Origin of the sequence: Acinetobacter sp. 766875, assembly GCF_000582055.1 — a bacterium.
GTDB classification, from domain to species: Bacteria; Pseudomonadota; Gammaproteobacteria; order Pseudomonadales; family Moraxellaceae; genus Acinetobacter; species Acinetobacter nosocomialis.
In genome coordinates this window covers 123,292-138,629 of sequence record NZ_JEXX01000006.1, presented here as the reverse complement: position 1 = coordinate 138,629, position 15,338 = coordinate 123,292, and the positions used below count along the sequence as shown (strand labels likewise).

The 15,338-nt window shown below is 36.7% G+C and carries 12 protein-coding genes and 1 pseudogene; 8 read left to right on the top strand and 5 right to left on the bottom strand.

Going from position 1 to position 15,338, the window contains the following annotated elements:
- Positions 1-37 precede the first annotated feature (37 nt).
- The 5 genes from J576_RS07915 to J576_RS07895 all read left to right on the top strand — a co-directional run bounded on the left by J576_RS07915 (position 38) and on the right by J576_RS07895 (position 7,494).
- Positions 38-1,024, top strand: coding sequence for a DUF1852 domain-containing protein (locus J576_RS07915; protein ID WP_000031355.1), 987 nt, complete (start codon positions 38-40; stop codon positions 1,022-1,024).
- A 21-nt stretch (positions 1,025-1,045) separates the two neighbouring features.
- Positions 1,046-2,089, top strand: coding sequence for a methionine synthase (locus J576_RS07910; protein WP_002050294.1), 1,044 nt, complete (start codon positions 1,046-1,048; stop codon positions 2,087-2,089).
- Between the two features lie 185 nt (positions 2,090-2,274).
- On the top strand, positions 2,275-2,766 hold the full coding sequence (locus tag J576_RS07905) for a flavin reductase (RefSeq protein ID WP_002050354.1): 492 nt from the start codon (positions 2,275-2,277) through the stop codon (positions 2,764-2,766).
- Positions 2,767-3,450: 684 nt separating this feature from the next.
- Entirely contained in the window at positions 3,451-4,008 is a 558-nt protein-coding gene (locus J576_RS07900; RefSeq protein ID WP_025467846.1) for a TetR/AcrR family transcriptional regulator, read from the top strand.
- A 243-nt stretch (positions 4,009-4,251) separates the two neighbouring features.
- On the top strand, positions 4,252-7,494 hold the full coding sequence (locus J576_RS07895; protein ID WP_002050278.1) for an RNA-directed DNA polymerase: 3,243 nt from the start codon (positions 4,252-4,254) through the stop codon (positions 7,492-7,494).
- A gap of 179 nt (positions 7,495-7,673) precedes the next feature.
- On the opposite strand, the gene J576_RS07890 is transcribed toward J576_RS07895, so the two are convergent.
- On the bottom strand, positions 7,674-8,003 hold the full coding sequence (locus J576_RS07890; protein WP_002050365.1) for a darcynin family protein: 330 nt from the start codon (positions 8,001-8,003) through the stop codon (positions 7,674-7,676).
- 121 nt (positions 8,004-8,124) lie between these two features.
- Between J576_RS07890 and J576_RS07885 the strand changes: the two genes are divergently transcribed.
- The 3 genes and pseudogenes from J576_RS07885 (at position 8,125) to J576_RS20585 (ending at position 9,666) form a co-directional block, all read left to right on the top strand.
- Complete coding sequence (locus tag J576_RS07885) at positions 8,125-8,724, top strand: TetR/AcrR family transcriptional regulator (protein ID WP_002050408.1); 600 nt, start codon at positions 8,125-8,127, stop codon at positions 8,722-8,724.
- Between the two features lie 71 nt (positions 8,725-8,795).
- Positions 8,796-9,080: a hypothetical protein gene (locus J576_RS07880; RefSeq protein ID WP_002050321.1), complete on the top strand. Its 285-nt coding sequence runs from the start codon at positions 8,796-8,798 to the stop codon at positions 9,078-9,080.
- A gap of 11 nt (positions 9,081-9,091) precedes the next feature.
- Positions 9,092-9,666, top strand: a pseudogene (locus tag J576_RS20585) (hypothetical protein).
- 100 nt (positions 9,667-9,766) lie between these two features.
- Here J576_RS20585 and J576_RS07875 read toward each other — a convergent pair.
- The 4 genes from J576_RS07875 to J576_RS07860 form a co-directional block, all read right to left on the bottom strand.
- Positions 9,767-10,546, bottom strand: a complete 780-nt coding sequence (locus tag J576_RS07875; RefSeq protein ID WP_002050393.1) for a tetratricopeptide repeat protein — start codon at positions 10,544-10,546, stop codon at positions 9,767-9,769.
- Positions 10,547-10,672: 126 nt separating this feature from the next.
- Entirely contained in the window at positions 10,673-11,956 is a 1,284-nt protein-coding gene (locus J576_RS07870) for a ribonucleotide-diphosphate reductase subunit beta (RefSeq protein WP_004710391.1), read from the bottom strand.
- A 137-nt stretch (positions 11,957-12,093) separates the two neighbouring features.
- Positions 12,094-12,228, bottom strand: a complete 135-nt coding sequence (locus J576_RS19635; protein WP_002050433.1) for a hypothetical protein — start codon at positions 12,226-12,228, stop codon at positions 12,094-12,096.
- Between the two features lie 55 nt (positions 12,229-12,283).
- Positions 12,284-15,118, bottom strand: coding sequence for a ribonucleoside-diphosphate reductase subunit alpha (locus tag J576_RS07860; protein WP_002050458.1), 2,835 nt, complete (start codon positions 15,116-15,118; stop codon positions 12,284-12,286).
- Positions 15,119-15,338: the final 220 nt, after the last annotated feature.

Here is a 15,338-nt window from a genome sequence, read left to right as displayed (position 1 = left end):
TTTTAGGTTTATCTCAGAAATTAGGGTACTGATCACAATGAGTAAAGAATTTACATTTACGATTAAGAGTATTTGTTTCGATGAGAACTATCGTCCAGCAGACAATACGCGTATTACCACCAACTTTGCTAACTTGGCGAGAGGGATGAGCCGCGAAGAAAATTTACGCAATACATTACGGATGATCGACAATCGTTTCAATGCCTTAGCTCATTGGGACAACCCTAAGGGCGACCGCTATGGCGTTGAACTTGAAATCATTTCGGTTGAAATGAATATTGATGCCGAAAACCGTACTAGCGGGCTTCCTCTTATCGAAATATTGAAAACCAATATTGTTGATAAGAAGACCAATGAACGCATCGAAGGCATCGTGGGCAACAACTTCTCGTCTTATGTACGTGACTATGACTTTAGTGTGCTGTTGTTAGATCACAACAAAAACAAGTCTACGTTTAGCACGCCAGAAAAGTTTGGTGAATTGCACGGCAACTTGTTTAAGAGCTTTATTAACTCTGAGACTTATAAAGCCAACTTTAAAAAGGCGCCTGTAATTTGCTTAAGCGTTTCAACAAGTAAGGTGTATCACCGTACTGAAAACGAACATCCTGTTTTAGGTGTTGAATACAAGCAAGAAGACTATTCATTAACCGATGAATATTTCCAAAAAATGGGCTTAAAAGTTCGCTATTTCATGCCGCCGCATAGCGTTGCGCCGTTAGCGTTCTACTTTACTGGCGATTTGTTGAGTGATTACACCAACCTTGAGTTGATTAGTACCATTAGTACGATGGAAACCTTCCAAAAGATTTACCGTCCTGAAATTTACAATGCAAATTCAGTGGCTGGAAAGTCTTATCAACCAAGCTTGAAGCACCAAGATTATTCACTTACTCGAATTGTGTATGACCGTGAAGAACGTAGCCGTTTGGCTATTGAGCAGGGGAAGTTTGTTGAAGAGCAATTTATCAAACCATACCAAGCGATTCTTGAGCAGTGGTCTGCGAATTACGCTCCTAATTAATCAACATATAGGTCATTTATTATGAAAAAGTTATTACCGACTTCAACTGCTGGCAGCTTACCTAAACCGTCTTGGCTTGCAGAACCTGAAAAGCTTTGGTCGCCGTGGAAACTCGAAAACGAAGGCTTAATTGAAGGTAAAAAAGACGCGTTACGTTTAGCACTTCACGAACAAAAACTTGCGGGCATTGATATTGTCAGCGATGGCGAACAAACCCGCCAACACTTTGTGACTACGTTTATTGAGCACTTAAATGGTGTAGATTTTGAGAAGCGCGAAACAGTTCGTATTCGTGACCGTTACGATGCAAGCGTACCGTCTGTTGTAGGTGATGTATCTCGTCAAAAGCCTGTGTTTGTTGAAGATGCGAAGTTTTTACGTCAGCAAACAGATCAACCTATTAAGTGGGCATTACCTGGTCCAATGACCATGATTGATACGCTTTATGATGGTCACTACAAGAGCCGTGAAAAGCTTGCTTGGGAATTTGCCAAAATCTTGAACCAAGAAGCGAAAGAGTTAGAAGCTGCTGGTGTAGATATTATCCAGTTTGATGAACCTGCATTTAACGTATTCTTTGACGAAGTAAATGACTGGGGTATTGCAACTTTAGAGCGTGCAATTGAAGGCTTAAAATGTGAAACTGCGGTGCACATTTGCTACGGTTACGGTATTAAAGCCAATACTGACTGGAAAAAGACACTCGGTTCAGAATGGCGCCAGTACGAAGAAGCTTTCCCGAAACTTCAAACTTCTAACATTGATATCATCTCGTTAGAATGTCACAACTCGCGTGTGCCAATCGACTTACTCGAACTTATTCGTGGTAAAAAAGTGATGGTAGGTGCGATTGATGTTGCAACGAACCAGATTGAAACACCGGAAGAAGTTGCCAACACACTACGTAAAGCGCTTCAGTTTGTAGATTCAGACAAGCTTTACCCGTGCACAAACTGCGGTATGGCGCCTCTTTCTCGTGAAGTGGCACGCGGCAAACTAAATGCCTTAAGTGCAGGTGCAGAAATCGTTCGCCGAGAACTGACGGGTTATGATCTTACTGCTTAATATTTACCAATAAGTGGTATAAAGGGTTACTTTTTTGATGGTGGTTGATAATCAAACAAGTAACCCTCATTTTAGTTACTACATGTCGCTCTAATCAGATCGCATGTCGATAGTACCTTCCTGATGGAGTTGGGCGGTATAGCAAACACACAGGAAAAGGTACGGTTCAATTTAGGAATAATGTCATGGTTCAAGCAACAGACTTTAGAAATGCAATGTCTTTACTCACAAGTGCAGTTAGCGTTGTGACCACGGCAGGCATGTCTGGCCGTTTTGGATTTACTGCCTCTGCTGTTTGTAGTGTGACTGACACACCGCCGACATTATTGGTCTGTATGAACCAAGCTGCGAGTTCACATGCACATTTCCTAGATAACAAAATCTTAACCGTAAATGTGTTAGGCGCGCACCACGAAGATATTTCAAAAGCATTTTCATCTAAGCTCACACCAGAAGAACGCTTTAAACATGGCGAATGGATTGAGTTAGAAACGGGTTCACCTGTGTTGGAAGATGCTTTAGTAAGTTTTGACTGCGAGATTGAGCAAATTCAACAAGTCGGCACACACACGATTTTTATATGCCCGATTGTGGCGATTAAACAAAGCCAGCATGACCAAAGTTTGGTTTACTTTAACCGTGCTTATCACCAAGTGGGGCAGACTGAGATTGTCTAATCCTACTTATCATTTCGCTGTTTCATAATAAAAGATTCATTAAGAAATCAATAAGCACGGATCGCTTCTGTTTAATTTTAAAAATATAATTAAATATAATATCTTAAATAATAATTAAGTTAATCTAATGAAAAATAATAAGAAATTTAAACACTTGTCATTAAAGCCACATTGACACATCTCAACTCTCAGATTATGCTTTGCGTGCTGGCCACATTGCCAGCCGGTTTTAGCAGACCGATCTTTGAGGACATTGAAAAAACACGTTTTTTTGATGTAGACCCACTCGTCTCCCTTTTTGTAGCGGTAGGACGGAAGGGGGACACCTTCGGGTGTGCTGGGTTCTCGAAGCCAGTCTGCTAACCCTCTTTCGTTCTGCCACCATAATTCCAAATGAATGCTTTGGCAGAACTCCCAAAATCAGGAGTTGGCTATGCACATCCATCATTTCTTGGCCTTGAGCGCCAAAAGCTATAACGACACCACTTAATTCATCTTTAAACAGTTTGAAGGCTTAACAGCTTTTCAGACTTTAAGTCATTACGGCTAAAAACTTATATCAACAATAAAACTTGAGATGTGCCAAGCACCGTCTTACGGCTTTGCTGTGCCTTTTTTTCTCCCAGAAAGGGCACAGGCTTTTTATCTCATGCAGAAACAACAAGAATTTATAACGGTAAAACTATGCCAACTTTAGAAATATCTTCCAGAAAATTACAGGTTGTTCAAACTGCCATCCAACTCTTTACGACGCATGGATTTCATAATGCGGGCGTAGACCTCATTGTTGAAAAGGCCCAAATAACCAAAACCACATTTTATAAATACTTTGGCTCAAAAGAACGTTTGATCGAAATGTGCATCGCCTTTCAAAAAAGCCTACTCAAAGAAGAAGTGCTCTCGATTATTTACTCAAGCCGTTACTACACCCAAAAAGATAAACTTAAAGAAATTATTGTGTTACACGTCAATTTAAACAGCCTATATCATTTGCTGCTTAAAGCGGTTTTTGAAATAAAACGGCTGTATCCGCAGGCCTACCGTATGGCAGTTGAATATCGAAAATGGCTACATCGGGAACTTTTTGACCTGATTTTTAGCGGAGAAACTCGTGCTTTTAAATTTGATGCAGACATGGTCGTAAACCTGATCGATGGTTTGCTGCTACAGGTTTTAAGCTCTAACAGTTTGGATGAGCGAGATGTGGTGGTGGAGAGGTTTTGGGGGAGGGGGAGTACATAAGAGATAGATTGTACTTATAAATATGAAGTTGTGAGAATTTTATTGCCTTATATATTTTACAATTTAAAGTTTATTATTAATGATTGAGTAATTTAGATCTAAAGACAGTTCCTGAAATTAATAAATTATCTAAAATTTTTGAAGGGGTAAAAGAATAAGGTATTAAAGTTTAGATTAATAATTAACTTGAGATCGTTATTGTCATATTGAATAATAATAAAAATATAATTTGTGGGGAAAGACATGACATATAAAGCAAGTTTTACAGGGTGGGAAAATCTTAAAATTGAAGATTTATTGGTGGCTTATAGAAAAGCTAAAGCAGATTGTTTTTTTGAGAATACATTTCCTACAGCTGTAAAATTTGCGAAATATGAGCAAAACTTATTAGAAAATTTAAATTTTTTACTTACACAACTTAAGCAAGATAAAGGATTTAAGTCAAATAAAAAGTTTCTAGGTGATTATCGAGTCGTTCCAAAAAAATTAAAAATTGAAAAGAAAAATAATTCTTCTATAGGACATGTACATTTTTCGAATCCAAAAAAAATATTAGATAATTTATTTTCTGAAAATAAATTAGAACCTTCTTTTCGAATAATTGGAGACTTCCCTGTAGAAATTCATATTATTTCTGCTTTATGGATAAATATGATTGGCGAGAAGTTCGATGAAAAACTATCAGAATCTTGCTATGGTGCAAGACTTAAACGTATTGAAAATGATTCACCTCTTGAAAATTATAAACCTTTTCATATCAGTGCAATAGGCTCTTTTTTACCTTATTTTAAACCTTATCAAAAATGGCGTAATGATGGTTTAAATGCTATTAGATGTGAACTCGAAAAAGACAAAAGCGTGATAGCCGTCTCTTTAGATTTGAAAAGCTATTATCATTATATTGATCCGAAAATTCTCTCATCTAAAAAACTATATGAGTCCTTTGGTATTGAGCTTGATAAAGAAGAACTTCTATTTAATAAAGAATTAGCCAATTTTTTAGAAAAATGGGCGAAAGAAGCTATAAACTTTTCAAAAAGAATTTCAGTTCAGTCTGAAAATATAAAAGGTGGACTAGCAATAGGACTAACTGCTAGTAGAATTATATCAAATATGATACTTCATAACTGGGATAAATTGATTAATGAAAAGTTGACACCTATACATTATGGTCGCTATGTGGATGATATGTTCTTGGTTTTAAAGGATACAGGAGATATAACAAATAGTGATAAACTGATGAAGTTTTTAAAGGAGCGCATAGGAGAACAATTTTTAGTTCAAGATAAAGATGAACCTAGCATCTGGTCTATTAATCAACCATATTTTAAAAATAATAAAACCCAAATTCGTTTGCAATCTAATAAGCAAAAGTTATTTATTTTAGAGGGACAAATGGGTTTAGATTTGCTTGATAGTATTGAAAAAGATATTTATGAACTTTCAAGTGAACATCGTTTAATGCCATCTCCTGACCAACTAGATAAATCAACAGCTGCAAAGGTTTTATCTGCTGCTGGAAGTGTAGGTGAAAATGCAGATACATTGCGTCGTGCTGATGGCTTAACAATAAGAAGGTTAAGTTGGTCTTTACAACTAAGGCATGTGGAAGCTCTTGCTAGAGATTTACCTCCAAGGGCATGGAAGGAGCAGAGAGATGAGTTTTATCAGTTTGCTTATAATCATATTTTAAGAGCAGATGTTATTTTTGATCATTTCACTTATTTACCTCGTCTTCTTGGCTTTGCTATTAGTCTTAATGAATGGCAGCAAGCACATTTAATAGTTTTGAAATGCTATCAAGCACTATATGTTTTAAAAGATCGAATTTTTGAACCATTAGGTGAAATTAATGGGACACAATGTCAGCTTCGTGAAGAAATATGGAAATATATTTTGGGTTCGCTAACAATATTATTTATTGATGCAGCGACAAAATACTTTGATCCTAAACAATTGTTTAAAGAGAAAGAAACTAAGCAAAGAGCAATTGAAAAAATATTTTTTGAAAGATTAATTGATAGTATAAACTCTTTTAATGATTTATTAATGTTTGATCCTAATATTGTTGATTTTTATAATAATGCTCCATTAGTTGCTAAAGCTGATTTGGCTAAAATTCCATATAAAGAAATTTTGAGTTTTAAGGAGTCAAAGCAATTATTTGAAAGCTCTTTAAATGAGAAAAATAAATTAATTAAAATAAAGTTTAAAAAATTTGATTTAATTAATTTTGAATCACTGAAGAAATTCCTTAAATCTTCATATAAGAAACGATTGAAGCATGTCGAGCAGAGTAAATATTCTTATGAAGATTACATGCCTTATTTATTTCCCACAAGACCTTACACTCCTTTAGAAATATCTGAATTAGCACCAGAATGTATGGGGCTTTTAACTAATGAAGGAAAGGTTTGTCAAATTAGACCGGCATTAATTTGGGCTAATTATACACAAGCTGTACGAGGTGTATGGATTAAACCAAGTTTACTAGCAATTGAAAATGATAAACAAAATGATAATATTAGAAGAAAACTTGATTCTAAAAAAAATCGTAGATTCTTAAAAATAGGAACAAAAAATAAAGATAATGTTATTATTGCTTTAACAAATTTAAAGACTACGCAAAGAGATTGGGCTAGTTCAGCAGCAAATAAACCTAATTTGAGTTTGGATAGATATCAACGAATATCTGATTTGGTTAATGACATTTTAAAATTAAAGCCTAAACCAGATTATGTAATATTTCCTGAATTATCTATACCATTAGAATGGGTGGACAGTATTGCATCAAGACTCTGCTCTATAGGAATTAGTATTATAGCAGGAACTGAATACCGCCATACTAGCAAGAATAAGCTTGTTAGTGAAGCTGTATTAATATTAGCTGATAATCGTTTGGGCTATTCAACTTTTTCTAAGATTTGGCAACCTAAGTTAGAACCAGCTGTAGCTGAAGATAAAGAGTTAATAAGTATATATGGTAAAGAATGGGACTTTGATATAACAAGACCTAAATCTAAAAATGGTATTTCAAGACCACTTAGAAAGCCAGTTTATATTCATAATAATTTTCATTTTGGAGTAATGGTTTGCTCCGAATTACAAAATAGTAAATCAAGAATAAGTTTCCAAGGTAAAGTAGATGCCCTTTCGGTTCTTAGCTGGAATCAGGATTTAGAGACTTTTTCTACATTAATTGAGTCTACTGCTTTAGATGTTCATGCCTACACAATTTTAGTAAATAATAGAGTATATGGAGATAGTCGAATTCGAGTTCCAGCTAAAAAATCTTATAATCGTGATTTAGCAAGAGTTAGAGGAGGCGAAAATGACTTTGTAGTAGTAGCTAATTTAGACATTAAAGAGTTAAGGATTTTTCAAAGTCATGCCAAGAGATGGACACAAGATAATGATAAGTTTAAACCATTACCCGAAGGCTTTGAAATTATAAAATCCAGAAAATTATCACCACCAATAAAATAAAGCTTTAGATAAGTATTCAGATGATTATAAGCTTGAGACCTAGAAATGTAATATTAAAATTATTTTTTTAATATATTAATATTAGCTAGCTAGTTACTTTTCTATTGTAATTATTAAGGAATTAGATTTACGTCTAGATTATCTACTATTCGTAAATCTAATTAAATTGCTTACAACTTCTATAAAGAACTTTCATACTCCACATAACCATCTTCAATGGCCGGAATAATCTCTACAAACTCAAAGTAGGGCACTGTACAAAATTCAGAGTCTCGAATCGCATCAATCACAAAATAATAATCTTGCAGAGATGTCGTCTCAAACACAGCAATATCACTCGCTTTAGTACTAAACGCTTCAACGTCATACCAGCGAACTTTTACAGTCGGGTACTTCTCAAAAATAGGTTCAAGCTTCTGTGCACTAAACTCAGCCCGCTTTTCACGAGCTAAAGCCAACCAAGCAGGCAAAGCTCTTAAATGAATAAAAAAAGTATAGGTTCTAGACATAACCACTCCATGACTGGGCCGAGTTGTAATTCAAGTGAAAAGACATCATTTGCTTGTCATGTCAAAATGACTCAGTCAGTATATGAGTGATTACTCACATTAAATACTCGCATTTCGGCCCATGTCAGAAATCCTTCCAGACCCACGTAAACGCCCGCGTCAAGCACGCTCAGTCGCTACGTTTGAAGCTATTTTAGAAGCGGCTGCTCGCATTTTAGAGTCGTTAGGCTTTGCTGGATTTAACACAAATGCCGTGGCTGAACTTGCTGGCGTAAGCATTGGTAGCCTATATCAATACTTTCCATCTAAAGATGCTTTAATTGTCGAGTTAATTCGACGTGAGCGAGCTGAGCTTTCAAATTGTATTGTTGAAGTCATAGAGCAAAATGATGCCGCAGATTTAAAAGAAAAACTAAAACTCATCATACAGGCTGCTGTGAAACATCAATTAAGCCGCCCAAAGTTAGCACGAACCTTAGAATTTGCTTCTGAAATTATTGGAAAAGACACTGAGGAAAGTGAACTTCAACACGAACTTGAAACCATAATTTCTGATCTGTTTATACGCTCAGGTATTTCACATTCACAGTTAGCCGCACAAGATGTAATTGCTTTAAGCAAAGGAATGATTAACGCAGCAGGCATAGCAGGGGAAAGTGATTTAAATGATTTACAACAGCGTGTTGAAAAAGCTGTATTTGGTTATTTAGAGCTATATTAAAAATTATTAATTTTGCTATAAAATCACATTTTTATTTTATTAAATAATTATATTTTTTTATTGGGGAATTTATGAAAGATGAAATTATGAGTAAAGGAGATGTAAGGGCATTTACCTCAATTTTCTTAGGTTTGGTAGGTTACTCTATTTTTATGTTTTATCTACTTGCTAAAAGAAGTAAAGGAGTAAATTACTTTGATGATTTATCATCTTTTAATTATAACGTGTCATATTTAATTTGTTTTCTCATTTTTATATTTAGCAAGGTTTTCAAGGAAAGTAAGTATATAGCTAATTTTATGCCACTTTTAATAGGGATTCTTTTATCTGTGATGTTCTTTATTGTTGTTTTATAGTGGGGATAGTTGTGATTTATAAACTTAAAATGTGGATCTCTAGGGAAGTGGTTGATCCATTTTTTTCATTATATTCGTATATTTATAAAAATTTTGTTCTTGTCTTTACCTTAAGTTTTTGTCTGATCGTATTACTTTGTGCTCTTAACCCCAGTATAGTTTTTACTCCTAGAAAAGAGAGTTTTGTTGTTTATGAGCCTGAATTTCATTTTAAAAATAGACGTATAAGGTCGTTAGTCGTAGAAAGAAATAATGAAAATTTTCTTATTAATTGTGCATATTTTAGAAATGAAAATGGTTCATTTTGTGACTTATATAAACCTAGAAGATTCTTAAATTAGAAGGAAGTTTTTTTCCTTATCCTTCAATATTCCTTGATGGTAATAAAATTGTAGCTAGTAATGTTCGTTTTGAAGATGAAAAGGGGAGAGTAATTAATTTTTCAACAAGTGAAGAAAAAATTGCTTCTTGGTGGATTTGGGTTATGTTCCCCACCTTATTGATGAGATATTTAATTTTAATCTGGCTAGTGGTAGTCGTTTCAATATTATTTTTAAAATTAGTTAAGCATAAGAAAGAAACCTAATTTTATTTAAAAATAGTTTTATCTTTATTTTGAGTTGAGAGATAGATATGAAAAAGGGCTGCTATTAGCAACCCTTTTGATCTAAGTAATATATTGTGTATTAATGAAACTGGTCTAAAGCCTCTTTTGCGGGTTCATATCCATTATCAGCAGCTTTTTTGAACCAAAATTTTGCATTTTCATAATCTGAGTAAACATTAGCATACATATAAGCTAGATTGTTCTGAGCCTCAGGTATACCTTTCTCAGCTACTTGTGTGTATAGCTCCAGAGCTTTTTTATTATCTTGTTTAACTAAGCTACCATCTGAATAAATATTTGCTAAGTTATATTGAGCTTCTGAAAGATTTTGATCGGCAGCTTTTTTATATAACTCTAAAGCTAAATTAATATCTTTTTGTACGCCATTTCCCGAAAGATAAGCATTTGCCAAATTATATTGAGCTTTAGCATAACCTTGGTGAGCAGCTAATTTGTAAAACTCTAAGGCTTTAGATCTGTTTTTGCTTACATAATAGCCATTATCATACATGAGCCCCATATTGTATTGGGCCTCCGGAAAGTCATTTTTCGCAGCTTTCTCATACCAATAGTAAGCTTTTTCTTCACTTTTTTGCGTCCCGATTCCCTTAAGGTACATTCCTGCTAAATCATTTTGTGCAATGGGTAGTCCTTTTTCGGCTGCCTTTTTAAAATATGAAAAAGCTTTTGAATAATCCTTAGGTACTTCTTTACCTAAGAAGTATTTCCCACCTTGCTCATATATTTCACTTAATTCACTTTGAGTATTATTTAGTTGTGAAAGTGGTTTAGAGCAACATATAGTACTTAAAGTCGATAAACTTATGACGCTAGAAATTATTAAATATCTTATATTCATAATGTATCTCCTATAATTTAATCTACTGCCATTCATATTAATAGTTATCTTAAATAAATATAAAAAATCCGACATATAGTCGGATTTTTTATAGCCTCAAATTACTTTGAGGAAGAATGCTTAAACTTACCAGCTTAACGCACCACCAGTTTGGTAGTCAGTTACGCGAGTTTCAAAGAAGTTCTTCTCTTTACGTAAGTCCATCATCTCAGACATCCACGCAAATGGGTTAGTTACACCAGCAAATTGCTCTGGTAAACCTAACTGAGATAAACGACGGTTACATATGAATTTCAAATATTCTTCCATCATGCTTGCGTTCATACCCAATACACCACGTGGCATTGTGTCACGAGCATATTCGATTTCAAGCATCGTACCTTCAAGAATCATTTGAATGACTTCTTGTTGGAACTCGGCAGTCCATAGGTGAGGGTTCTCAATCTTGATTTGGTTAATCATGTCGATACCAAAGTTCAAGTGCATAGACTCATCACGCAAGATGTATTGGAACTGCTCAGCAACACCGTTCATCTTGTTACGACGACCCATACTCAAAATTTGAGTAAAGCCACAGTAGAAGAAGATCCCTTCAAGTACACAGTAGAACGCGATCAAGTTACGAAGTAAACGTTGGTCATTTTCAGGCGTACCTGTGTGGAAAGTAGGGTCACTTAATGATTGAGTATATTTCAAGCCCCAAGCTGCTTTACGTGCAACTGATGGAATCTCGCGGTACATGTTGAAGACTTCGCCTTCATCCATACCTAAAGATTCGATACAGTATTGGTAAGCGTGAGTGTGAATTGCTTCTTCAAAAGCTTGACGCAAAATGTACTGACGGCATTCAGGGTTAGTAATGTGACGGTAAATCGCCAATACCAAGTTGTTCGCAACCAAAGAGTCTGCAGTCGAGAAGAAACCTAAAGAACGCATAACAATAGTACGCTCATCTTCAGTTAAGCCATTTTCAGACTTCCAAAGTGCGATGTCATGGTTCATGTTCACTTCTTGCGGCATCCAGTGGTTTGCACACCCGTCAAGATACTTCTGCCAAGCCCATTCATATTTAAACGGCACAAGCTGGTTCAAGTCAGCGCGACAGTTAATCATGGCTTTGTCGTCAACTTGAACGCGTTGCGCGCCCATTTCTAACTCTTCAAGGCCAGGAGCAACATCCAAATGTTCTAAGGCTTCAGATGCTCGAGCCATTGAATCGGTTGGATTTGTTGATCGCACGGAATGGGTTCCAGCGGATTGTGGAGCTGCCACGCTCTGCGATGATGGCTGCGCAGCAGATACATTCTGCGAATCAGACGTTTTTTCCGGTTGGATGGGCGCAGACTTGTGTTCAGGTGCAGCCGGTTTTTGCGAATCATCTTCAAAATCGTCCCAACTAAGGATAGACATTGTTGTTCTCTCTTCGTTGTATATATCTATGTTCGACATCTCTAAACGAAGATGTCACTACTATACGCTTATAATGTGTAAACAAAATTAAGTTTTATCGATGTATGACCAAATTTTGGGCCTTTGGTCCATCATCCCTACAACTTATTTTGCTTACGCTGTTGTTTACGGATTTTAAAAAAGGCGTAAACCATAGGCGTATAAAAGAAAATAAAGGCAAAGATTAAGATTCCAACACCAAGCATATAGTTATGGCTGAGATGAGAAAACATAATCTTTACCTCGTTTAAAGTTGCTCTTTTGTTTAAAGAGCAACTTTATTGAATATTATTGGCAAGCTTCGCAATCTGGGTTGTCGATTGAACAAGCCATAGGAACCGGAGCTGCTTGAGTAAAGCCGTCTTCTTCAACTGCTTCAGGCTTTTTCGCTTCTACTACTGGCGCTGCTGCAGGTGCTGCCGCTTCTACAGTTGCAGGTTTAACCGCGTTTAACGCACCTGTGTTAATTGTAGATTTTTCAGCAGAAGTTGCACCTAAAGCTCGGAGGTAATAAGTCGTCTTAAGACCACGTAACCATGCCATCTTATAAGTAATGTCAAGTTTCTTACCGTTTGCACCAGAGATGTAAAGGTTAAGAGACTGTGCTTGATCAATCCATTTTTGACGGCGTGATGCAGCATCAACAATCCAACGTGGCTCAACTTCAAACGCAGTAGCAAAGATTGCTTTTAATTCTTCAGGAATACGAGCAATTTTTTGTACTGAACCTTCAAAGTGTTTAAGGTCGTTAACCATTACTGTGTCCCAAAGACCACGGTCTTTTAATGCACGAACAAGGTAAGGGTTAATAACAGTGAACTCACCAGACAAGTTAGATTTCACATATAAGTTTTGGAATGTTGGCTCAATAGACTGAGAAACACCACAAATGTTTGAAATGGTTGCAGTTGGAGCAATCGCCATTACGTTTGAGTTACGCATACCGTCTTTTTGAACTTTGGCACGTAAAGTGTCCCAGTCTAAACGTTGAGTACGGTCAACTTCGAACATACGTTCTGGACGAGATTTAGCAACAATTTCTAAAGAGTCGATTGGAAGGATACCTTGATCCCACAATGAACCTTTGAATGTTGAGTAAGCGCCACGTTCAACAGCCAAGTCACTTGAAGTTTGGATTGCATAGTAGCTAATCACTTCCATTGACTCGTCAGCAAAGTTCACAGCTTCATCAGAACCGTAAGCCATACCCATTTCGTAAAGCGCATCTTGGAAGCCCATGATACCCATACCAACAGGGCGGTGTTTCAAGTTAGAGTTTTTCGCTTGTGGTACAGCGTAGTAGTTAATGTCGATAACGTTATCGAGCATACGAACTGCTGTTTTAACCGTACGCGCTAACTTTTCACGGTCTAATACGCCGCCTTTAACATGTTGAACAAGGTTGATCGAACCTAAGTTACATACTGCAATTTCGTCTTGGTTTGTGTTTAACGTAATTTCAGTACATAGGTTAGATGAGTGAACTACGCCAACGTGTTGTTGTGGTGAACGTAAGTTACATACATCTTTAAACGTGATCCAAGGATGCCCAGTTTCGAACAACATAGAAAGCATTTTGCGCCATAAGTCTTTCGCACGTACTTTCTTGTGCAACATGTTCTGTTCTTTCGCAACAGACTCATAGTATGCATAGCGTTCAGCAAACTCAGCACCAGTTAAATCGTGGAGGTCTGGAGTTTCAGATGGAGTAAATAGTGTCCATTCGCCATCTTCAAACACACGTTGCATAAATAGGTCAGGAACCCAGTTTGCAGTGTTCATGTCATGAGTACGACGACGGTCATCACCTGTGTTTTTACGAAGTTCTAAGAATTCTTCGATGTCTAAGTGCCAAGTTTCTAAGTACGCACATACCGCACCTTTACGCTTACCACCTTGGTTTACCGCAACAGCAGTATCGTTCGCAACTTTAAGGAATGGAACAACACCCTGAGATTTACCGTTTGTACCTTTAATATAAGAGTTCAAGGCACGTACAGGTGTCCAGTCATTACCTAAACCACCAGCCCATTTAGAGAGCATCGCGTTGTCACGCATTGCACCATAAATGTCATAAAGGTCGTCACCAATCGTTGTTAAGTAACAACTTGAAAGCTGTGGACGTAATGTACCTGAGTTAAACAGGGTAGGCGTAGAAGCCATATAGTCAAAGCTAGACAACAAGTTATAGAACTCGATTGCACGCTCTTCTTTGTCTTGCTCATTAAGGGCAAGGCCCATTGACACACGCATGAAGAATAATTGTGGTAATTCGAAGCGAACGCCGTTTGAGTGAATGAAGTAACGGTCAAATAGAGTCTGTAAACCTAAGTAGGTAAACTGGTTAGAACGTTCAGGCTGAATCGTTGCTGCTAGTTTTTCTAAATCGAACTTAAGCAAGTCTGGTGAAAGCAAATCAAGCTCTACACCTTTTTTCAAGAATGCTTCAAGTGCATTATTTTCAGCTGTATCTGCCGGTAAACCTAAGAATGCTAAACCAGTGCTGACCAACTCATCACGAAGCAAACGCGCAGTTACGTATGTATAGTTAGGTTCTTGTTCGATACGCGTACGTGTTGCCATCATCATGGTTGTTGCAATATCGCTTTCTTTTACGCCGTTATATAAGTTTTTAACGGTTTCATCGATAATTGCTTCAACCTCAATACCTTCTAAGCCTTCAGCAGCTCTATTTACAGTTGCTTTCAGTGCACTTAAATCAAGTGGTTGAAGCTGACCGTTTGCATCAGTAACTTGCAAGGTAGGGTGGTGGTTTGAATTTGTTTGCTGACGAGCGCTAGCACGTTGTTCGCGGTAAATTACATAAGCGCGGGCAACTTTTTGTTCCCCAGTACGCATTAAAGCAAGTTCTACTTGATCTTGAATTTCTTCAATATGGATCGTACCGCCCGATGGTAAACGGCGTTTAAAAGTATTTAATACCATTTCCGTCAACTGGGTAATACGGTCATGAATACGGCTTGAATCCGAACTCTGTTGACCTTCCACAGCAAGAAAAGCTTTACCAATCGCAACAGAAATTTTCTCTGCATCAAATGCAGCAACATCTCCAGTACGCTTAATCACCTGAATTTGACCAGGAGTCGAAGTAATTACGCTCATGCCAGCATAGCTCCATTGTCACTTTTGTTATGTTCATAGACCGTTTGAACCGAGCAAAAAACATGCCACGATATTTGAGGGATAAACACAAGACTTAGTAGTTAAAGTTTATTTTCAACACAAGATACGGGATTTTTTAAGCTAGATCAATCTTGACTTTTTAGTAATTTTTTATCTGTATGATTTGTTGGGAGATAGCATACCAAAGCTATGAAAAAAC